Origin of the sequence: Rhodococcus sp. 66b, assembly GCF_002076325.1 — a bacterium.
GTDB lineage: Bacteria > Actinomycetota > Actinomycetes > Mycobacteriales > Mycobacteriaceae > Rhodococcus_F > Rhodococcus_F erythropolis.
Genome location: NZ_MUZB01000001.1, coordinates 413,657 through 434,984, shown reverse-complemented (window position 1 = coordinate 434,984; position 21,328 = coordinate 413,657). Strand labels below are relative to the sequence as shown.

The window sequence follows — 21,328 nt, the reverse complement described above, 5'->3', positions numbered from 1 at the left end:
ATTTTTCGGCTTTCGAGCTAGCGTGGACCGCGCAGACGAAGATGCACCATCAACCGGAAGCGGACGTTGGGATCGTCCAGGTCCAACGCGGCCATACCCTTCAACTTGCTGAGACGATACCGAAAGGTGTTGGGGTGTACGTGCAATGACGCCGCGGCGTCACCGACGTCACCGAAGGCGTTGAGCCACGCATCGAGGGTGTCGACGAACGAGGTCGCATGAGCTGCGTCGTGGCTGGCGATCGCCTCGATGGGTCCGAGGTCCGAGAACCCTTCGGCTGCAGCTTCCGACGCGATCTCCAACAGGATGGCATCGACGTGGACGCTGCTGAAGGTGGCGACGCTGCCCGACGCTCGTCCCGCCAACAACACTTCGAGGGCATGTTCGGCGTCGCGCTTCGATCGGCTCAGCTGCGCCGGTCTGGTCACGACCCGGCCGATCCCGATGATCGTGTCGCCGGACGCTCCGGTTCGGTCCAGGAAGTCCGAGGCCACACGGAACGCCTGTAGCTCGGCTTCTGCCGGGGAATGCCCTCGCACCGACAGCACCGCGTAGCCGGTTCCGTTGACCAGAGCCGCAGCCGACTGCGAATGGACAGCGCCCAGGTGCATGGCCAGAGCGTCGGTCAGCCGCACCACATGGGCTGCGTCGTCCGGCTTCGACGATCCTTCGAAAGACCTGCGGCCCAATGCCATCACGAGTGCGGGACCGGTCCCGAGGCCGAGGCGATTCATCGCGTCGACCGCGCCGGATCCACCGTCGAGAAGGGTTGCGATCAGGTCTGCGCGCAGTCGACGCTCGGCGTCGGCGCCGCCGCGCAACCGCAACATCTGCAGTGCAATCAACCCGGCCGAATCGCGCAGTGCACGCATCCGGTCCTCGGACATCGGCTCACCGGTTGCCACCCACATGGAGCCGAGGAACTCGTCGCCGGCTCGGATGGACACGGCGATACGACCCATTTTTGTACCGAGGGTCTCGGCCGAAACCCACACCGGATCATCGCTGCGATAGAGCCGGTCGAAGACTCCCGCTTCTTCGAGCACTCGAATGTACTGGTCAGGAACTTGGCGCTCCAGAACGGTCGCGATACGTGGACCGTCACCTTCTTCCTGACGTCCGGAGAAGGCGATGACCCGTGAGCTTCGGTCCTCGATCGTGATCGGCGCATCCAGAAGTGCGCTGACGGCGTTGGCGAAAGCGAACAGATCGCCGGCCGGTCCACCTCCGCGCGAGTGGATGTGCCCGACTTCGTTCCGTGCCGAGAGCACCGAATGAAGCAGGCTTGTGAGCTGAACCCACGAAACTCCACGCGCCAAGGTCAATACGACAACGCCGGAGGAGATGATGGATTCACGGTCGGCATCGCTGACCTCGGTGGTCACTCGCGCGACCACCACGCGTACTCCGCGCTCGGCCAGGCCGGCCACGGACTCCGCGATACGTTCGCCTCCGGTGATGCCGACGAGCAGCACCATGGAGTCCGGTGTCGAGGGTGAGTCGTCGTCGGGGTCGTGAATGACCACCGAGGCGATCTCCTGGACCGCCTCCGGGTCGCCGACAACCGGGTTCAGCACCGTAGTTCCCACGTCTTCGAGAAGCCGCACCAAACTGATGCGAGGTCGTACGGTGCCCACGTCTATCACTCCTTCGTCCTGTGAACGAAGTGTGTCATAGTGATTCGTCAAAGCCGATCCATGCCGATCCATTCGACCGATGTGGTGATTGCTTCGAGCAGGTCAGGGATCGGTTCGACGCCGATGCCCGGCCCTTCCGGAACCTTCACGTAACCGTTGTCGAGTACGAACGGCTCGGTGATGTCTTCGGCGAAGTACCGGTCGGAAGCCGACGTATCGCCGGGTAGGACAAATCCGGGGAGCGCGGCAAGGGCGACGTTGGCAGCCCTGCCGATTCCGGTCTCGAGCATTCCGCCGCACCACACGGCAATTCCGTTGGCCTTGCAGACGTCGTGGATACGACGCGATTCCAGATAACCGCCCACACGTCCCGGTTTGATGTTCACCACGCTGCACGCACCGATTGCCAGAGCGTCGGCGGTGACCTTCGCGGAGGTGATCGACTCGTCGAGGCAGACCGGCGTCCGCATCATCTCGGCCAGCCTGGCGTGGCCACGCAGTTCCTCTTCGGGAAGCGGCTGCTCGATCAGCAGGAGGTCGAAGTCGTCGAGCCGCTGGAGATGGCGCGCGTCAGCCAGGGTGTACGCCGTGTTCGCGTCGACCTGGAGGAGTACGTCGTCGCCGAACCTCTCGCGGACTGCGCGAACCGGCTCGATGTCCCAGCCCGGTTCGATCTTCAGTTTGATGCGCAGGTATCCGGCGTCGAGGAACCCGGCTACCTCTTCGAGCAGTTCGTCGATCGAATTCTTGATACCCACCGAAACACCCGCGGGTACGCGATCGACTACTGCACCCAGGTACGAAGACATGCTCGTCCCGGCGGCCCGTAACTCGGCGTCGAGAAATGCGGTTTCCAGTGCCGCTTTGGCCATGGGGTGTCCGGCGAACTGTTCCATCGCCGCGCTCAGGGCATGCACGTCGGGATCGGTGAGTTCGCCCAGAGACGGAATCAGGAACTTACGAAGGACTTCGGCGGCGCCGTCCGTGTATTCGGAGCAGTAGCGAGGCTCGGACATCGCAACGCACTCGCCCCAGCCCGCCGACTCCGAGGTGACCACCTTGACGAACAACACGTCCTTGGTGGTCTCCGTGCCGAACGAGGTTCGGAACGGCGCCTTCAACGGCATTGCTGCCCGGCGTAATTCAACTCCGTCGATCTTCACGATGTAACCTCCGCTGTTGTCCTGCCTGCCTGTGTTCCCGGCGCACGGTCCAGCACATATTTTCCGGTCCTGGTGACTGCGAGAACCACTCCGTTCTCGGCGAGCACACCCCCGAGAGTCTCACGGACTGCCAGGCGCCAGTCGTTCGCTGCCGCCGGGTCCGACTTACGCAGTGTGTACACGTCATTCGGTGTAGCCACCGTGACGAATCGATTCTTGGTCGACTTCAACACGGGCAGGCCGGCTTCGGAGATCGACAACAGTTCGCTCGCTCCCAACGACTCGGGAGTCGGGGCCTCTCCCGAACCAGCGACGACGTCGGAAACCTTGCTGCTACCGATTTCCCAGTCGATCAGCAATCGGTCGCTGTCTGCGCCGCCGTTGAGACTGTCGTTCATCGGCGCGTAGAAACGCGGCAGATACTGGATCGGGAACGCACCGAGTTTCGAGACGTTGAAGTAGGCATTACGTGCGACGAGCGGGTCGAAAGTCCACCGCACGTGGAGAATTCCCCGTTCCAGTGCCCACGCTCGCTGGAACAGTTTCAACGCGAGGCCGATGTGCCCGTTCTGCACGTTCGGCAGGATCCCCGTGATGTGTGAATGCAACGAACGATGTTGCGGTTCCTCGAAGAATGCAACCGAGCCGCCGATCAGATCTCCGCCGCGAAAAGCGCCGGCGACGTAGTTACCGGAGTGCGCGAGCGCTTTCATCATGTCCCGATGGACGGGAGGGTTGCCGCTCTCCGGTTGCCATACCTTCTCGAACAGACCGAATACCTGTTCCAACTCGGCATGCCCGGTGACGGTTTCGATAGTCACACATGCAAGCAGAGCGGCTTGCTCGGCCTGGCTGATTGCTTGCCGCATCCGTGAAGGCGATACACCTCCGAATGGTTGAACGGTCTTGCGTTGGACATTGTTCGGCGACGTCATCGTCACAGTCCTCCCTCCAGGATTCGAGTCACCAGACCGGCCAACAAGGTGGCGCGCGGGATCATCTGATCTATCTCTACGTGTTCTGTCGCTGCGTGGGCACCACCTCCGACGGCACCGAGGCCGTCCAACGTGGGAGTTCCGACTGCGGCAGTGAAATTTCCGTCCGACGCACCGCCGACTGCGCAGTCGCGAAGCATTCCCAACCCGCTCTCACTGCTGACCTGGTGAGCGAGAAAGTACAGCTTCTCCGAAGACACTGATTCCAGTGGTCCGCGGTTGGGTCCTCCGGACACCGAGATTCGGCTTTCGGCCAGCGCCGGTGTCAGCGCACGGATCGAACGGTCGATGCGTTCCTGTTCCTTCGCGGACCACATGCGAACGTCACACCACAGTTGTGCTTGCGCTGCAACGGTATTGGTCGTGGTTCCGCCACTGATCACGGACGGCACCACCGACGTTCCCGCCGCCGGGTCCGCGAGCTCCACCACGGCCTGAATCTGATGTGCGAGCTCAACTACAGCGTTCACACCTCGCTCCGGTTCCAGTCCGGCGTGTGCAGCGCGTCCCTCGATGTCGACGCAGTACAGCGACATACCCTTGCGCGCGGTCTTCACCGCGCCGTCGGCGGCGGCCTCGAGGACCAGCACAGCGTCGACCTGACGGGCTTGCTCCTCGATCAGTGCGCGTGAGGTCGGGGAGCCGATTTCCTCGTCGGAATTGAGGAGCACGACCACCCCGTCGAGCGACGGAAGCGATGCGAGCGCATGGAAGAGCTGGACGATGCCGGCCTTCATGTCGAAGACTCCGGGTCCGGTGGCGATGTTGTCGGTGACCGACCAGGGCAACTCCGCGAGCGTTCCGAGCGGCCAGACGGTGTCGAAATGGCCCAGGAGCATCACCTTCGGCTCCGCGCCGAACGACCAACGCAAGTGCTGGCGTCCGTCGATACGCATACGTTCAGGGGCGCTTCCGAGATGGCGTTCGCCGATGTCGGCCACCACGTCCGCACATGCATCGACTGCGCTGAGGTCGGAACTGGGCGACTCGGCGGTTACCAGCGCCGCCAGGTCCGCCACCATTGATTTCTTGTCCACTCCGACGCTCTCCTGTCACCGACTTGCAACTTCGCAGTCAAGCTTGGTCGAAGCGACCCTGTCGGATCTTGTCCAAGACTCCTGTCCTTCGGGCTCGGATTCGTCGTGTGTCACGAACAGCTGGGTGTGACAAGCAACTGGGTGTCATCAAGCAGGTGTCTCAGGTACCGATCTCTGTTCGGGCGGCAAACAGCTCGGGGAAGAAGCTCAACTCCAGCGCACGTTGCAGGAACCCGGCACCACCACTCGAACCGCCGGTCCCCTTCTTCATGCCGATCACCCGCAGCACGGTCCGAAGATGCCGGAACCGCCACAGCTGAAAGCTCTCCTCGAGGTCGACCAACTCCTCGAATGCCTCGTACGCCGTCCAGTGCTGTTCGACGTTCTCGTAGATTGCCTTGACCAGCGGAATCAGCTCGTCGTTTCGCACGTAGGGCGCGCTGACGTCTCGTTCGAGAGCCGACGCCGGAACGTCGTAACCCTGCCTGGACAGGTACCGCCAGAACTCGTCGTACAGCGTCGGCTCTCCGAGCAGGGTCTCCAACAATCGATGGGCGGACGGATCCGATTCGAACACCTTCAGCATGCCGGCGTTCTTGTTCCCGAGCACGAATTCCACGGCGCGGTACTGGTACGACTGGAACCCCGACGAGTTGCCGAGAACGCCCCTGAACTCCGCATACTCCGCCGGCGTCAGTGTCGCCAACACGGACCACTGTTCGGTCAGAGTGGCCTGGATGTGTTTGACGCGTGCGATCCGCTTGAATGCGACCCGAATGTCGTCGGCAGCGATCGCTGCTCTGGCCGCCCGTATCTCGTGGAGAAACAGCTTGAGCCACAACTCGCTGGTCTGGTGCTGAATGATGAACAAGAGTTCGTCGTGGTGTTCCGGCTCACTCACCGGATGCTGCGAATCCAGGAGGGTATCGAGTCCGAGGTAGGCCCCGTAACTCATCTTCTCGGAAAAATCGGTGACGACGTCGTCTTCGATCTTTCGTGTGCCGTCCGTTGCCGACATCTTCAGTCTCCTTCTCAGAATTTCGCCGGGGTCTGCGGAACGATCATGGCCACCAATGCGGCAGCGCTCGTCGCTCCGACCAGGACTCCGAATGCAGCCATGTACGAGAACTGGTCCACCATCCATCCCATCACGAGCGGGGTGATGAAACCGGCGAACTGACCACAACCGTTGATCAAACCCATTCCGGAACCGAGGAATTCGGAAGGAAGTGCCCGCAACGGCATCGCGAAGATCGACATCGAACACAGACCGCTGATGCCTAGAGCCAACGTCTCGTAGAACGTGAACATCGCGACGGTGTCAGCGGTGGTCATCAGGAACAACAGGACTGCCGACGTGGCCATACACGGAACCAGAAGAATCCGAGCCCGGTCGTGGAAGTACTTGTCCACCAACCGCCCGCCCACGATCGTGGCCAGCGCCGTGACGATGAAAGGGATCGCGGCAAAGATTCCCGTGTCGATCAGCGAGAGTCCCTTGTCGTTGAGCAGATAACTCGGCACCCAGGTCATCAGACCGTACGCGGACATGTTGGCCAGGCAGAACAGAATTGCGAACTTCCACACCGACGCGGACTTGAACACCGCGGCGCGAGAGTGCTCGCTCGCCAGAGGTTGCAGCGCAGCCTCCGGATCTTCCGAGATTTCCGTGTCCAACGGTGCCGGCAGCACCAACCACACCACCGTGCCGATCACAGCGCCGACGATGGCCACCAGCCAGAACGCGTCCCGCCACCCCACGGCCATGAGGACCGGCGCGATGATCAGCGGTGCGACGCCGGGGCCGAGGTTGTTGGCGCCGAGCATGAAACCCATCGCGGTCGCTCTGGTTTTCGGACGCGTCCGCTCAGCCAAAGCCTTGAACGATGCCGCCGGAAAGAGCCCCTGGCTGATACCGAACATCGCACGCATGACCATCAGCGAGATGAGACCCCACGCGAACCCTGTCAACGCGGTGAACACCGACCACAGGATCAAAGCAACGATCAACAGTGGCCTGGGTCCGAAGCGGTCGGCCAACATTCCGCCGGGGACCTGCCCGAGCATGTAGAAGATCGCGAAGACCGAAACCACACCACCCAACTGCGTACTGCTGAGCGAGAATTCGTCGCCGATCATCGGAAGCGCAAGCCCGATCATGACGCGATCCACCATGTCGATCAACCAGATAGTACTGAGCAGCCCCACCGTAACGGTGGTTGTGCGACGAATCGACTTGTTATCCACCATGTTTCGAACCGAACCGCCGGTCCCCCGCAATGGTTCTTCCACTGTGACGCGTTCCGCCTTCATCAAGCCTCCCGAATTGTCTTGTGCCGCATGGACTAGAACATTGAAAAGACTGATGAAGTGTGACAGTGAACACGTCTACCGCATTGGTCCGTTTCACCAATACCTGAAGCAACGTTTGGTCGGTCGGAACATGTTCTGCCCCAGGAGATGACAAATGCCGCCGACGCACACGGCGTCGGCGGCATTTCGCGATAGAGTCGCTACTTCATCACGTGCGATTGGCGACTGCCACGATCGTCGAGACGCCTGCGGCTGCAAGCCGAGCATTGACAGTGATCCGGCCGAGAATGTCGTCGACGCTGCCGAGTGTGTGCGAAATCGTACGATCCGAAATCCGTCGTGAGCCGGGAACAGCCTCGGCGAGTTCAGCTCCCGTAGTGGTGGGGTGAACGATCTCGAGGGTCCACTCGTCACGCAGCTCGACCGGCTTCAGCGTGTCGGCCTTGCGCACTGCGCGCTCGGCGCCTGCTCGGATCTGCTCGCACGCCAGCGACGGCGGCAGCGAATTGGTTGCCGACCATCCGTGTGCCTTCTTGACCTCGACGGTCTCGGTTGTCGGCGAGGCCGCGTCCACCAAGCCACAGATGATGTCGTCACCCGTCACGAGACCGACGGGAACGCCCTGGGTGGCAGCGTAGAGGGTGTTGACGTCGGTCTCGGAGACGGACTTGCCGTCGAGGCGGACGTCGGCGAACAAACTCGAGAACGTGTGCGCCAGGACGCCGGGTCCACCAGCTGGTGCGTGATAGCCGACAAACAGGGCGACGTCGTGATCCGACGTCATTCCTTCGGCCATGCACTGCATCTTGGGTGATCCGAAGATCAGGCGCGCCCGTGGATCCAGATCGGCGTGAAGCAGGTTGTCCATCGTTCCGTGGCTGTCGTTGACCAGGACGCTCGTCGCACCGGCGTCGAACGCACCGGCGATCGCAGCATTGGTCTCGGCAGTCATGAGCATCTGCGCACGGTGGTAGCCGCCACCGCCGCGGATCGTCTGATCGAGCGTCGCGATACCCGCGATACCCTCCATGTCCACCGAAATATAGACGTGCATTCCTGTCCTCCATCGATCTCAATCGGCTGAATTGATAACTTCGCTTTCACCTTCACACTCGACTGCATTCGTTTCTTGTCCGGTCGAACGGTGAGTCGGCCTCCATTTGGGACGTTCACACCAGAATCCGATACCCGAGCCGTGAAACCATCGGGACATTCGCCGGGCCAGGCGGTTCGACCAACGACAGGAGTGCAGCGCTGATGCAGGTCCACGACATCGTGTTCACCGGCGGCCGCGTCGTCGATCCCGCATCGGGGACCGACGAGGTTCGGGGCATCGCGATCACCGACGGCAAGGTCTCGGCGTGGGGTCACGACGCGATCGAGGCTCGGCAGACGATCGACGTGACCGGTCAGGTGATCTGCCCCGGATTCATCGACCTGCACAGCCACGGACAGGAAATCGCCGAGCAGCGACTTCAAGCGTTGGACGGAGTGACGACGGCCCTCGAACTGGAGGCAGGCGTCATTCCTGTTGCGAAGGCATATGCGCGTGCCGGTGCCGAGGGGCGCCCGATCAACTACGGCTACGCGACGTCGTGGGCGCACGCACGCATGATCGAACTCTCGGGCGCCGATCCCGATGGCGACATCAGGACTCTCTTGCACCATGTCGGTTCCCCGAGCTGGCAGGGCGAACCCACTGCCTCCCAGCGCGCCCACATTCTCGAACTCCTCGAAAACGATCTCGCTGCAGGCGCTCTCGGCATCGGCGTGGTGGTCGGATACGCCCCGAAATCCGATCCGGCCGAGTACCTGCAGGTGGCGGATCTCGCGGCCCGAGCCGGAGTTCCCACTTACACCCATGCGCGCCCACTCATCTCGGCCGATCCGTCGAGCCCGGTGGACGGCGCCGTCGAAATCGCCCGTGCAGCAGCCGAAACCGGCGCGCACATGCACTACTGCCACGTCAACAGCACCTCGGGAATGCACGTCGACCATGCACTGTCCATGGTGGCTCAGGTCCAGGCAGCCGGATCTCGCGTCACGACAGAGGCGTATCCGTACGGGTCAGGCTCGACGGCCGTCGGAGCTGCGTTTCTCGATCCAGGCAAGCTGCATCTGATGAATCTGACACCACGATCGCTGACTTTCGTGCCCACCGGTGAACGTATCGCGGACCGCAAGCAGCTGGAACATCTTCGGGCAACCGACCCCGGCGGACTGGTGTTGGTGGAGTTCCTCGACGAGAACGACACCGTGCAGCGCGAGTTCCTCGAACGCGCGATGACCTTCGACCGCGCCGCCATCGCGAGCGACGCGATGCCGCTGACCTGGCCAGGCCGTACCGCTGCCGATGCGTTGCAGTGGCCATTGCCGGAGAAGGCACTCGGCCATCCCCGCGGCGCCGGCACCTATGCACGTGCGATTCGTACGCTGTACCGCGAGCGTCAACTGCTGTCGCTGTCGGAGATCATCGCGCGCTGCTCGTTGATCCCCGCGCAGATTCTGGAGGAGTCGGTTCCCTCGATGGCGACGAAAGGTCGGATCAGCCCCGGTAGCGACGCGGACATCCTCGTTTTCGACCCCGAGCGAATCACCGACAACGCCACCTACATCGACGGCACCCGTCCCTCCACCGGAATCAGCCGCGTGCTGGTCGGCGGCGTACCCGTCGTCGAAGGCGGTGCCGTGGTCCAGGACGCGTTGCCCGGTCGCCCGGTACGCCGCTCATAGCCGGATCTCGTTCTGACCTGCATAGTTCTGACAGAAAGTCACCACACATGAACACATCGTCCGCAATCAACGGCACAATCGATGCCATGACGGATTTCGCGAACCCCCCGATCGGTTGGCAGCACAAGGCATTCGGCACCGACCTCGAAGGCCGCGACGGCTCCGACCTGGAGCCACTGGGGATCTCTGCGCTCGACGGCAACCTCCTGCTACCCGTGATGACACTCGATCGTGCAGCGATCGCGCACAATGTCGACCTCATGGCGCAGTTCTGCTCCGATCACGATGTGGATCTGGCGCCACACGCGAAGACCACGATGAGCCCCGAACTCGTTCGTCGGCAACTCGACGCCGGGGCTTGGGCGATGACGGCGGCAACCGTTGCGCAGGCACGCATTCTGCGTGAGTTCGGTGTGGACACCATCATCATCGCCAGTCAGGTGCTCGATCCCGCCGGCATTCGGTGGATCTGCGACGCCCAGGCCACCGACCCCGATTTCTTCGTCACCACCCTCGTGGACTCGGTCGAGAGCGTCCGCCTGATGGAACAGTTGATCGCGAAAGTCTCACCGGCCAGCCGTATCCGGGTTCTCGTCGAACTCGGCTACGACAGCGGACGCGCGGGCGCTCGCACTGTCGAGCAAGCACTCGACGTCGCACGCGCAGCATCGCAGGCACCTTCGTTGATTCTCACCGGAGTCGAGGGGTTCGAGGGCATGATGCCCGGAGCCTCGGTAGCAGCCCGCCGTATCTCCGTCGATTCGTATCTCAAATCCGCGCGGGTTTTCACGGAAATCTGTGTTGCCGAGAACCTGTTCGAGAACAACTCCGCGAAGGCTCCCCGGCCACTGGTCACTTTCGGCGGCAGTGCGTTTCACGATCTGGTTGTACGCGAGCTGGCCGGCCGGTGGGCACTCGACAACGGAGTACGCGTCGTGCTGCGCAGCGGTTGCTACATCACTCACGATCACGGTCTCTATGCCGAGACTTCGCCATGGGCAGACGGACCACGAACTCTGCAGGGAGCCGCAGAGGTCTGGGGCGTAGTGCTCTCAATACCTGAACCCGGACGGGTGATCCTGGGCTTCGGCCGCCGCGATGTCGGTTCCGACGCAGGCTTTCCCATAGTCCTGTGGCGCCGACGCGACGGATCCAACCGACCAGCGCGAGAGCTGACGATCACCGCACTCAACGACCAGCACGCGTACGTCGACGTTCCGGCTGACTTCGACGTGAAGGTCGGCGATCTGCTCGGTTGCGGAATCTCGCATCCCTGCACCACGTTCGACAAGTGGTCACTGATTCCCGAGGTCGATTCGGATTACCGCGTCGTCGGCACGGTGCACACCTACTTCTGAGGGGCCGGTTGCGGTAATCCGGCGTCAGTCGTCCTTCGGGTCACGCGGCAATTCGACGCGGAACGTCGTCCCCTGCCCGAGGGAGGTCTCGACGCTGACGGTTCCGTCGTGCGCTGCAACCAAAGCCGAAACGATGGACAGGCCGAGACCGGCGCCCCCGGTCTCACGGGTGCGAGAGGTGTCGGCGCGGTAGAAACGCTCGAAGATCCGCGCGGCATCCTCGTCACTCAAACCCTGACCGGTATCCGAAACCTCGACCACCGCGGAGTTCTCGGTCGTACCGACACGAACGGTGACCTGCGCATCCGGCGGAGTGTGTTTGATCGCGTTGCCCACCAGATTGGCAACTACCTGACGCAGCCTGGCCTCGTCACCCTGCACTTCGGGCAGGCCTGGGCCGCCGGTCATCTGAAGTTCGACAGTTCGATCCGGTGCGATCGCTCGTGCCGCCTGTACCGAATCCGCCGCAACTGCAAGCAGATCCACCGGCTTGTTCTCGAGTGGACGCTGTTCGTCGAGTCTTGCCAGCATGAGCAGATCCTCGACCAGAAGTCCCATCCTCGACGCCTCACCCTCGATCCGGTTCATCAGCGTTTCCGTATCAGTCATGGCGCCTTGGCGATACAGCTCGGCGAACCCACGAATAGTCGTCAAGGGTGTGCGCAACTCGTGGCTCGCGTCGCCGACAAACCTACGCATCTTCTCCTCGGATCGCCGTGCTGATTCCTCCGAAGCTTCGGTCGCGGCAAATGCGTGTTGAATCTGCGCGAGCATTCCGTTGAGCGCCACCGACAGTCGGCCGACCTCGGTGCGGTCGTCACGCTCCGGGACTCGTCGATGAAGGTCGCCGGCGGCAATGGCAGCGGCAGTTTCCTCAACCTCGACCAGCGGACGAAGGCTCCGACGAACCACGAAATACGCTCCGCCGCCCAAGATCAGCAGGACAACCAGGCCGATGCCGAGTTGCAGGCCGACCAGGTCGTCGACGGTCTGTTCGATATCCGTCAGTCGCACACCGATAGTCGTGGTCGTGCCGTCGCGAACCGTCGTGAGCACGCGCCAGTTCACGTCCGAACCGTCGCTCGATCCGACGGTGATCGGGCCGTCGGTGGAATCTTTCGACAGGTCGGGTTCGGTTGTCGTCGACTTGTCGTTGAGAGTGATCACCTTCCCGTCCGGGGTCACCGTCCGAACGAAGAAGGGACTGGGCGGACGAGTTTGCGGACCGACATCGCTGGGTGGCTGCAAATCTCTGGTGTGCGGCTTTGCCCAGCCGTCGACCGCCTCGTACAGCGTTTTGTCGGTTCGCTGGGTCAGTGAATTCTCGAGAGCAGAAGTGACCGCGACGCCAGACGCCAACAGACCCAGCGCCGCCAACACCAGCAAGGCCGCAACCAGGGTGAAGCGCAGCGGCAGTGAATGGAGACGGAAACGACCCCGCTTCGGAAGCTGATCGTTTTCCGCGGCGGCGATCATTGCCGCGGTTCACGCATCACGTAGCCGACCCCACGCAATGTGTGAATCAGCGGTGTCTCCCCCGTATCCACCTTGCGCCGCAGGTAGGACACGTAGGACTCGACAACTCCGACCTCCCCGCCGAAGTCGTAGTTCCAGACGTGGTCGAGAATTCGAGGCTTACTGAGAACCGTCCCGTTGTTGACCATGAAGTATCGGAGCAGTGTGAACTCGGTGGGCGAGAGTGCAACCAACTCGCCCTTCTTCCAGACCTCGCGGGTGTCGTCGTCGAGTTCGATGTCGGCGAACTTCACCCGCGGCGACTGCTCCGGTGCGACACCGCGGCCGGCGCGGCGCAGGATGACCCGCAACCTCGTCACGACCTCTTCGAGGCTGAACGGCTTGGTCACGTAGTCGTCCGCGCCGAGGGTCAGGCCGCTGATCTTGTCGTCGAGCGAATCCTTCGCCGTCAGAAACAGGACCGGTGCGTCCACACCGTCGGCACGGAGGCGTCGAAGCAGACCGAAGCCGTCCATCCCGGGCATCATGACGTCGAGAACAATCGCGTCGGGACGGAATGTCCGCGCGACGTCCAGGCCTTGGGCTCCGCTCGAAGCAGTCGCCACCTCGAAACCCTGGAATCGGAGGCTCACGGAGAGCAACTCCACGATGGTGGGTTCGTCGTCGACGACGAGGATGCGGGCTTCGGGGGTCTTGTCGGTCACGAGAACCATCTTCTCCCCTGCCACTGGATTCTCGCTGTATGTTCCCTGGGAGCTTCCTGTGAACGGCTGAGTGCAGGTGAAAAGCTGGGGTACAGGCCCACGAACCGGAAGGATGCGGCATGTCACTACCTCCACTGTGGAACATGGAATGACTGTGGAACATGGAATGCTTGACCTGGCGTATTCCTCTGTTCACCAACAACTCCGATCCCGGCGAGGATCCCGGCTTCGCGCCACCGGAGTCTTGGGCACAAGCCCTCGCAGCTGTTGCCCAAGATCTGCGTTGCCTGCGATTCGGAGCTGAAGTTGTTGTCGATCGTCTGATCTGGGAATTTTCGATCAACAGCGACTACAACGTCACGATCGGCTGGCAAGGCGCACGTGACATCGGCGGATTCAGCCACTTCAACGCACTGTCGATGGATACTGCATTCGCGGACGCTGCGGTGTGGGTCGCCGATATCGTTCAGACCAAATTGGCCGGGTACGACTTCGTTCAGTGGCCGAGCCGAGGGCGCCATCTGCTTATTCCTCGACTTCGAGACGGGGAACCAGTGTGGATGGATCCGCACGGCGATGTGACGATCAGTCGTATCGGCGAGTTGTGCAAAAATTCGACGAATTATGCAGCAACGTAGCCCAGTTCAAATCGCTCAGCTCTACGGTTCGGTGGCGTCCGCGCTGGTCGGCGGCGTGGTGGCCGCGTACGCAGTGGCCGAGTCTCGAGTTGACGACTTCTCGTTCTCCAACGACGGCCTCACCTCGGTGGTGATCACGCCGCAGTGGGCGGGAGCAACTGCCGCTGTGGTTGCAGCGGTCGGTGTTGCGCTACTACATCGCTGGGGACGTGGCGGACTCGCGAGTGTCTTCGCTGCCGTTGGCGCCCTAGTCATCGCGTTACCAGCATTCGTCCCTGTCTCCGCCTCGATATCGGTGACCCTGAACGCAATGGGAGCCGGCACTTTCCTCGCGGCGGCGGCATATCCGACGAAGAGTCACCGCGCAGCACAAATTGCTCTCGCACTCGGGGTGACCGCGACGACCCTGTACTTCGGCGGCGCAGACTTGTGGCGCGATCGCGTCGCCAGGTGGTCGCTCACACTTCCGGGCGATACCTACCCCGTGCCGTCCACGGTTCCCGTCTGGATACTGCTCGCTGCAACTCTTCTGGTAGCCGGAGTCGCCTTGGTCGCACGATCAGGTCAAGAGACGGACGACGTCGACACACGCCTGGTGACTTTGGGAGTTGTTCTGCCCCTGGCATTCACGGCCCTGTATGCGTGGTTGGGCTCGACGTCGACATCGCCTGGGTCCTGGGTGACGGCGGTGGTGATCGCGGTTGCCGTTACCGTCGCACTGGTTTGGCGTTTGCCGCAACACGACGCCCGCTTCATACTCGCCGGACTCGCAATCGGCGCGGTTTCGATCAGCTCGATTTCCTTTTCATCCGACTGGACTTGGGCGGTGCCCGCGGTGGGTGCTGCGCTGGCGCTGGGCGTCGCCGTCGGCTGGAAAAGACCGATGCCCCAACTCGGGCTGGGACTCCTTGCCGTGACCGCACTCTCGGGATTGCTGGATGCCGCCCTGACCACGGTTGCCTACGTCTTCGTCCTCCCGCTTGCGCTGGGACTGGCCGTCGCGTCATGCATGCCTGTTGCCGTCGGAGCAGTCGCGAGCGGGTCCGTACTTCCCTTCACTCTTACCTTGTTCTCGGTTTCAGCGACCTTCCTGGACCCTGTCTCGCAGGAATTCGGGTGGTCGACCGCTCCGTTCGAGGAACACGGACAGGCCGCCGTGACCACGCCGATTCCTCTGACTGTTCTCGCTGCGACGGCGACGATCGTGGTGGCCATGACGACCATCCATCTGAAGAGAGTTCGAACGGCTGTGGTGACCTAAATCGCCAGCTGATCGGGTCGGAACGCAGAATTCTGTTGCTATGGTTGGGTGGTCAACGACGACATCCGGACGAGCGCACCGTACCCGGCCAGCGAAAAGACGGTGCCTTGGGAGTTGTTCACCATGGCATGGATCGTGCTCGTCATTTCCGGACTTTTCGAAGCTGTCTGGGCTACCGCGCTGGGTAAGTCCGACGGATTCAGCAAGATGTCACCCACCGTTGTCTTCATCCTCGGCCTGATCGTCAGTATGGCCGGCCTCGCGTATGCAATGCGCACCCTTCCCATCGGAACTGCGTACGCGGTCTGGGTCGGCATCGGCGCCGCCCTGACCGTCGGATACGCGATGATCACCGGTGCGGAGTCCACGTCGGTCGTCAAGATTCTGCTGATCCTCGGCATCGTCGGTTGTGTGGTCGGTCTGAAGGTCCTTCACTGACCGGCGATCCTGGTGAGTGTTTGTGTGTTACCGGTTACAGTTAACGCATGAAACTGCTGGAGATGCTCACGCTTCCCCTACGCGCGGGCATTGCAGCCGCAGAGATCAGTTTGGGTATCGCCGAACTGACGGTCACGACAGTTCGTATCGCCGTCGGTAATACCGGTGCCGTGACGGCGGGTGCTGCAGGCCTGGCCAGCCCCCGCGGACCCATGCAGATGATCCAGCAGTTGTCATCGCTTACTGCAGACGATCGGCCCATCGGGCAGGCCTTGGCCCCCGGTGGGCCGCTCGATCGACTTCTCTCACCCGGCGGCCCGGTCGACAAACTGACCGCACCCGACGGCACTCTCGAACGACTACTCGCTCCCGGCGGGCCACTCGAAAGACTTCTTGCCCCCGGCGGACCGCTGGATCGGGTGCTCGCCGAGAACGGCGCCTTGGAACGGTTGCTCGCCCCGGACGGTCTCCTCGACCGAATGATGGCGGAGGACGGTCCGCTGGAACGCCTGACCGCACAGGACGGTGCTGTCGAACGCCTGACTGCCAAGGACGGTGTCATCGATCGCGCACTGGCCGAGAACGGCATCCTCGAAACACTCTTGGCGGAGAACGGCGCCTTCGAACGGCTCATCGCCGAAGGCGGCCCGCTTGACCAGATCGTTGCACTGTCCGATACCTTGACTTCGCTCGCCCCCAACCTCGAGAGAATGAGCGCCAGCATCGAGGTACTGCAGGAAACAGTCGGAATCCTCAGTGCTGCAGTCGGTCCACTCGGAGAACTGGCCGGCAAGCTTCCCAATCGCTGGCTCAAGAGCAAGGGCGAGCGCCCAGGGCCGGACCTTCCGATCGAATCGGCATAACAAACGGTTACTCGCCGATTACGCGGTCAGTTGTTGATCACGATGTTGAGATTGATGATGATTCCGCCGAAAGTCAGAATCGTGTTGGCCAAGCCAACGGTCATTCCACTGTTCAGAGCCGCGATCAGTCCGTTCATCGTCGTATCCCCTTCACTGTCTGCGGGTTACGCGTACAAGATTGTGCGCTGGCGCTGACAATAGGCCAAGTTCGCGACCTGCGCGCCATTGCGGAGAAAACTTGTACCGCGGTCGCAGTTTCCGCGTTAACTGTTGCAGGACAACGCAATTCCATACTCGGCGCACTACCCGCAAATGACTGAACCAAACATCACGATTAGGCATACGTATCCCACCCGCATAACCGTCTGCCCCACCAGACACTTGTCCACCCAAACAGAGTGCACAACAGTTAGTCCGGTGCAACAATAAGACGAATCGGACATGCCTGCGACGTGATGGGGAAGGGTGGTTGAGACAATGACGGCGCCGCGCATTGCCAGAGAACACCGCGGCCCTACCGGGGGCCGAAATTCTGCGTCGCAGGACAGCCTGGACGCCGCCTCGGACGCCCTGCAATCGCTGTACGCGCACCTCGATCCACATGCCCAGGCCGAGCAATTTCTCGAACAGGTCTGCAAACACGCCGTCGATCTCATCGCCGACGCCGACATGGCCGGAATTACCATCGGCGGTTCGGATTCGACATTCCGAACCGTAGCCGCCACCCATCAACTCGTTCGCACCGTCGACTCGATCCAATTCCGACTGGACTACGGACCGAGTGTGACGTCGTCACGCACGGGCACGGTTGTACGTGCGCATGCCAGCGAAGCCCACAGCCGGTGGCCTCAATTCGCAAGCGCGGCAAAAGCAGTCGGCGCCGTCAGCTTTCTGTCGATGCCATTGCCCGGTAGAGATCGCCCGCTGGGAACCCTCAACCTCTACAGCCACGACCTCCGAGGTTTCACCGGCGCCGACGTGGCATTGCTCCAACTGTTCGCCGTCACCTCGTCCTACGCACTGCACAGCTCGCAACGCCTCGACATCGCCAGAAAGCACGCGATGGACCTCGAGCGTGCACTCGAATCGAGAGGCGTCATCGAACAAGCCAAGGGCATCATCATGGGCACCCACCGCGTCGATGCCGACCGCGCCTTCCGCATCCTCATCCAGGACTCACAGCGCAGCAACGTCAAACTGCGAGTGATCGCCCAGCAGTACATCGACGGCGCGATCGATCCGCGCCAGGCCACGAACAAGCCTGAGACCAACTGAACCCGGCAAACACTGCATCTCGGCAACCACAGCGCTTCGGCAAACACAGTGCGTCGGCAAACACAGAGGCACCCACCAGAATCTAGGTGAGTGCCTCTACTTTCGGAGCCTCCTGTCGGGATTGAACCGACGACCTTTCGCTTACAAGGCGAGTGCTCTACCACTGAGCTAAGGAGGCGAAGACCGACGCGTTGCCGCGACTGACTTTGCGGAGCCATCATATCCAAGCCGTCACGGTGGCCGCGCCCGGGTCACGTTAGATAGCGTGGGCCCCATGCGCAACTCCCACTCCGCCCCCTGATGGCGAAATTCACCGAAGCACTCACACGCCTGACGGGAAACCGCCAAGCCACCGTCGACACGGTCACGTCGGCTCCCGCGCCGCTACAACCGATCGACCTCACCGACGACGCCGTCGTCGCAGAAGTTCTGGACCTGGCGGTTCGGGTCGGCGAAGTCCTCCTCGCCTCCGGGACCGCGGCCATGGACACGGCGGAGCAGGTGCAGTTCATCGCCGCCACCTACGGTCTTGCTCAGTGTGACGTCGACGTCACTTACAACTCGATTGTGCTCTCTGCCTATCGTGGCCCGACGCGACCGCCGGCGAGCACGATGCGCATCGTCCACTACCGCTCGATGGACTTCACGCGACTGGCGGCTGTCGACCGTCTGACGCGTCGTATCCGCCGTGAGGCGATCACACCGGACCAAGCGCACGACGCACTCACAGCCATCACGACGGCGCCGCACCCGTACAACCGATGGACCGCAACCATGGCCTGGGCAGCGATGGCGGCTTCGGTCTCCGTCCTGCTCGGCGGCGGGTTCCTTGTTGCCACAGTCGCGTTTCTGACGACGATGGTTATCGATCGGGTCAACCGCGTACTGAACCGGTTCGGGTTGCCGTTCTTCTTCCAGCAGGTTGTCGGTGGTCTCATCGCGGCTGCGCCCGCCGCGACGCTCTATACCTTTCAGGATCAGCTGGGGATCAGTATCCGGCCGTCGCTAGTGATCGCGGCCGGAGTGGTCGTCTTGCTGTCGGGGCTGTCGCTGGTGGGCTCGGTCCAGGACGCGATCATGGGCGCTCCGATCACGGCTGTAGCGCGATTCTTCGAAGTGGTGATGATGACGGGCGGCATCATCGCGGGTGTCGCGATCTCACTGCGAATGACCGGGATGCTGGGTTCGACGCTTCCACCGATCAACGTGGAAGTATCGACCATCACGCAGTTGCCGATCCTCATGCTCTCCGGCGCGTGTGCGTCGGTCTTCTACGCTCTTGCCTGCTACGCCGAGCGGCGTGCACTCACCGCGGCATTCCTGGGCGGCGCGGCCGGCAGCGGTGTGTCGATCTTCGTGCAAACACTCGACGTCGGCCCCGTGATCGCCGCAGCGATCGCGGCGACCGTCGTCGGTCTTGCCGGTGGTCTGATGGCTCGCCGCGCCCTGACGCCTCCGCTGGTCGTCGCGGTCGCAGGCATCACTCCCCTGCTCCCCGGTCTGTCGCTGTACCGAGGCCTGTACGCGCTGCTCAACGACCAGGTACTGATCGGTCTGACTGCTTTGCTGTCGGCATTCGGTATCGGCTGCGCCCTGGCTGCTGGCGTGACGCTCGGCGAATGGGGAGCACGAACACTGCGTCGTCCACGAATCCTGATGCGCGTGGACTCGCTACGCCGACCGATGGTCCGCAAGCGCAAGCGCCGGGTTCCCGTCACCGAGAAGTAAGAGAGTTTCAAGCAGAAAGAGCTGGGCACCTGACGGTGCCCAGCTCTTTCGGTTCACTCGGGGGTTTCCGAGCAGTGAGAGAATCAGCTCTCGACTGCGTGCTTTCCGCCGGCAGCCTGATCGGCTTCCATTGCCTCGCGCAGGCTCTTCGGACGCATGTCGGTCCAGTTCGCCTCGACGTATTCGAGGCACGCCTTGCGGCTGTCTTCACCGAACACCACGCGCCAGCCGGCGGGGACCTCGGAAAACGTGGGCCACAGCGAGTGCTGGTCCTCGTCGTTCACCAGCACGTAGAAGCGGCCGTCTTCGTCATCGAAAGGGTTAGTGCTCATCTCGCCTCACTCGTTACGTACGTGTCTTGTGCGCCCAGACTAGCAAGCGCACCAGTTCGGTTCTGGTGGCTCAGCACCGACGCCAGAATCTCCCCCGCCCGCACTGCCACGTTCGACAGCAGCGACGACGTCAATCCGTGAGTCTGTTCTGTCCCACCCTGCAGATAGATACCGCCTGTCACGTCCTCCGTTACAGCCAGTCGATAATCCCGACTGACGTTACGCGGAACGGACGAATCCGGCACGAGTTCACCCAACAAATTGTCCAGCGGTGCCGGGGTGAAACCCGTGGCCAGAATGAGTGCGTCGCACGACAGCGTGTCGGTCAAGCCGTCGAGGTTGCTGCGGACGGCCAGCTCGATGCCGGATTCGGTCTCCACGGCACTCGTGATCTCCGAGGCCCGACGCATGAACAGTCGCCGCGGCCCGCGAACCATCTCCTGATATTCGGTGGCATAGAGCTTGTTGATCAGTTCGATGTCGACGACCGAGTAATTGGTACTGCGGTGCAGATCGAGAAGTCGACGTCGTTCCGCGGCGTCGGCGCCGTGCAGTTGATCGACGGCTTCGGGATCGAAGATGCGATTTGCGTACGGGCTGTCGTCTGCCGGGCTGTAGCCGTAGCGGGCAAAAACACTGTGGACTTCGGCGTTCGGGTAGTTCGCGTGCAGGTAGTCGACGATCTCCGCGGCACTCTGACCGGCGCCGAGAACAACGAACCGGTTGTGCACGGGCTCAGGCATTGCTTCGAGGTGGAAGAGGAACTGGTGGTTGTGGAAGCACCGGGACGACGGCGTTGCCCATTCCGGGATCCGCTCTTTCAATCCGGCGCCGACGACGATGTTGCGGGCGATCACCGTTTCACCGTCGGCTGTGCGGACCGCAAAGCGATCGACAACGCCGTCGGAGTTCTTGATGCCCTCGACCCCGTCGACAGTTGTACCGAACTGCACATCCGCGTCGACTCGTCGAGCTGCCCAGCACAGGTAGTCGTTGAACTCGTGGCGCGTGGGAAAGAAGGTCTGGTGGTTGACGAAGTCGACCAGCCGCCCCTGCTCGAACAGATACGAGAAGAAGCTGTATCCGCTCTGTGGGTTACGGAACGTCACCAGGTCCTTCGGAAACGCGATCTGCATCGTGGCACCGTCGAGCAGCATCCCGGGATGCCACGCGAACTGAGACTGCTTTTCGAAGAACCGCGCATTCACCCGATCAACGGCTGCACAATTTGCATTGTGTTCTTCGACAGCGATGGCCAACGCGAGGTTGGCCGGACCGAACCCGACGCCGACGATGTCGGCAATGGCGGGTTCGGCGCTGGAGTCTCTCGGTGATTCACTCATTACAGGTAGTCCATCCCCGACGGGACGACCTGAT

At 62.3% G+C, this 21,328-nt stretch carries 19 protein-coding genes, 1 tRNA gene and 1 riboswitch; of the genes, 8 read left to right on the top strand and 12 right to left on the bottom strand.

Going from position 1 to position 21,328, the window contains the following annotated elements; all coding sequences use genetic code 11:
• Positions 1-17 precede the first annotated feature (17 nt).
• From B0E55_RS01950 to B0E55_RS01920, 7 genes are all read right to left on the bottom strand, one after another.
• Positions 18-1,637, bottom strand: coding sequence for a PucR family transcriptional regulator (locus B0E55_RS01950; protein ID WP_020968527.1), 1,620 nt, complete (start codon positions 1,635-1,637; stop codon positions 18-20).
• 47 nt (positions 1,638-1,684) lie between these two features.
• Positions 1,685-2,800: an o-succinylbenzoate synthase gene (menC, locus tag B0E55_RS01945; RefSeq protein WP_029254537.1), complete on the bottom strand. Its 1,116-nt coding sequence runs from the start codon at positions 2,798-2,800 to the stop codon at positions 1,685-1,687.
• On the bottom strand, positions 2,797-3,735 hold the full coding sequence (locus B0E55_RS01940; protein ID WP_241895984.1) for a GNAT family N-acetyltransferase: 939 nt from the start codon (positions 3,733-3,735) through the stop codon (positions 2,797-2,799). The genes menC and B0E55_RS01940 overlap by 4 nt, the downstream gene beginning before the upstream one ends.
• Before the next feature lie 2 nt (positions 3,736-3,737).
• Entirely contained in the window at positions 3,738-4,832 is a 1,095-nt protein-coding gene (locus tag B0E55_RS01935; protein ID WP_080908972.1) for a M20 family metallopeptidase, read from the bottom strand.
• Between the two features lie 160 nt (positions 4,833-4,992).
• The gene (locus tag B0E55_RS01930) at positions 4,993-5,850 is read right to left on the bottom strand and encodes a tryptophan 2,3-dioxygenase (protein WP_019747028.1); all 858 of its coding nucleotides are present in this window, start codon (positions 5,848-5,850) and stop codon (positions 4,993-4,995) included.
• A gap of 14 nt (positions 5,851-5,864) precedes the next feature.
• Positions 5,865-7,145: an MFS transporter gene (locus B0E55_RS01925; RefSeq protein ID WP_046377983.1), complete on the bottom strand. Its 1,281-nt coding sequence runs from the start codon at positions 7,143-7,145 to the stop codon at positions 5,865-5,867.
• Between the two features lie 208 nt (positions 7,146-7,353).
• Entirely contained in the window at positions 7,354-8,199 is an 846-nt protein-coding gene (locus B0E55_RS01920; protein WP_080908971.1) for a M55 family metallopeptidase, read from the bottom strand.
• A gap of 203 nt (positions 8,200-8,402) precedes the next feature.
• Here B0E55_RS01920 and B0E55_RS01915 point away from each other — a divergent pair, with 203 nt between their 5' ends.
• On the top strand, positions 8,403-9,878 hold the full coding sequence (locus B0E55_RS01915; protein ID WP_080908970.1) for an amidohydrolase family protein: 1,476 nt from the start codon (positions 8,403-8,405) through the stop codon (positions 9,876-9,878).
• A 47-nt stretch (positions 9,879-9,925) separates the two neighbouring features.
• Positions 9,926-11,236 carry an alanine racemase gene (locus B0E55_RS01910; protein ID WP_047889257.1) on the top strand — a complete coding sequence of 437 codons (1,311 nt, stop codon included), beginning with the start codon at positions 9,926-9,928 and terminating at the stop codon, positions 11,234-11,236.
• A gap of 24 nt (positions 11,237-11,260) precedes the next feature.
• Here B0E55_RS01910 and B0E55_RS01905 read toward each other — a convergent pair whose 3' ends face one another.
• Positions 11,261-12,712, bottom strand: coding sequence for a sensor histidine kinase (locus B0E55_RS01905; protein WP_080908969.1), 1,452 nt, complete (start codon positions 12,710-12,712; stop codon positions 11,261-11,263).
• Positions 12,709-13,425: a response regulator transcription factor gene (locus tag B0E55_RS01900; protein ID WP_080908968.1), complete on the bottom strand. Its 717-nt coding sequence runs from the start codon at positions 13,423-13,425 to the stop codon at positions 12,709-12,711. Before B0E55_RS01900 ends, B0E55_RS01905 begins: the two co-directional genes overlap by 4 nt.
• Before the next feature lie 152 nt (positions 13,426-13,577).
• On the opposite strand from B0E55_RS01900, the gene B0E55_RS01895 reads away from it, so the two are divergent.
• The 5 genes from B0E55_RS01895 to B0E55_RS01875 all read left to right on the top strand — a co-directional run bounded on the left by B0E55_RS01895 (position 13,578) and on the right by B0E55_RS01875 (position 17,891).
• Positions 13,578-14,054, top strand: a complete 477-nt coding sequence (locus tag B0E55_RS01895; RefSeq protein ID WP_080908967.1) for a hypothetical protein — start codon at positions 13,578-13,580, stop codon at positions 14,052-14,054.
• Positions 14,041-15,315 carry a hypothetical protein gene (locus B0E55_RS01890; RefSeq protein ID WP_080908966.1) on the top strand — a complete coding sequence of 425 codons (1,275 nt, stop codon included), beginning with the start codon at positions 14,041-14,043 and terminating at the stop codon, positions 15,313-15,315. Before B0E55_RS01895 ends, B0E55_RS01890 begins: the two co-directional genes overlap by 14 nt.
• 43 nt (positions 15,316-15,358) lie before the next feature.
• A riboswitch (guanidine-III (ykkC-III) riboswitch) is annotated at positions 15,359-15,424 on the top strand.
• A gap of 14 nt (positions 15,425-15,438) precedes the next feature.
• Positions 15,439-15,753: a DMT family transporter gene (locus B0E55_RS01885; protein ID WP_020906330.1), complete on the top strand. Its 315-nt coding sequence runs from the start codon at positions 15,439-15,441 to the stop codon at positions 15,751-15,753.
• A 47-nt stretch (positions 15,754-15,800) separates the two neighbouring features.
• A complete protein-coding gene (locus B0E55_RS01880) occupies positions 15,801-16,616 on the top strand; it encodes a hypothetical protein (protein WP_019747018.1) in 816 nt (271 codons plus the stop codon).
• 477 nt (positions 16,617-17,093) lie between these two features.
• Complete coding sequence (locus B0E55_RS01875) at positions 17,094-17,891, top strand: GAF and ANTAR domain-containing protein (protein ID WP_020968516.1); 798 nt, start codon at positions 17,094-17,096, stop codon at positions 17,889-17,891.
• Positions 17,892-17,997: 106 nt separating this feature from the next.
• Here B0E55_RS01875 and B0E55_RS01870 read toward each other — a convergent pair.
• Positions 17,998-18,069, bottom strand: a tRNA-Thr gene (locus B0E55_RS01870).
• A 122-nt stretch (positions 18,070-18,191) separates the two neighbouring features.
• Here B0E55_RS01870 and B0E55_RS01865 point away from each other — a divergent pair.
• On the top strand, positions 18,192-19,619 hold the full coding sequence (locus B0E55_RS01865; RefSeq protein WP_019747016.1) for a threonine/serine ThrE exporter family protein: 1,428 nt from the start codon (positions 18,192-18,194) through the stop codon (positions 19,617-19,619).
• Positions 19,620-19,702: 83 nt separating this feature from the next.
• On the opposite strand, the gene B0E55_RS01860 is transcribed toward B0E55_RS01865, so the two are convergent.
• Positions 19,703-19,951: an MbtH family protein gene (locus tag B0E55_RS01860; protein ID WP_003945538.1), complete on the bottom strand. Its 249-nt coding sequence runs from the start codon at positions 19,949-19,951 to the stop codon at positions 19,703-19,705.
• Entirely contained in the window at positions 19,948-21,294 is a 1,347-nt protein-coding gene (locus B0E55_RS01855) for a lysine N(6)-hydroxylase/L-ornithine N(5)-oxygenase family protein (RefSeq protein ID WP_080908965.1), read from the bottom strand. The genes B0E55_RS01860 and B0E55_RS01855 overlap by 4 nt, the downstream gene beginning before the upstream one ends.
• Between the last annotated feature and the right edge of the window lie 34 nt (positions 21,295-21,328).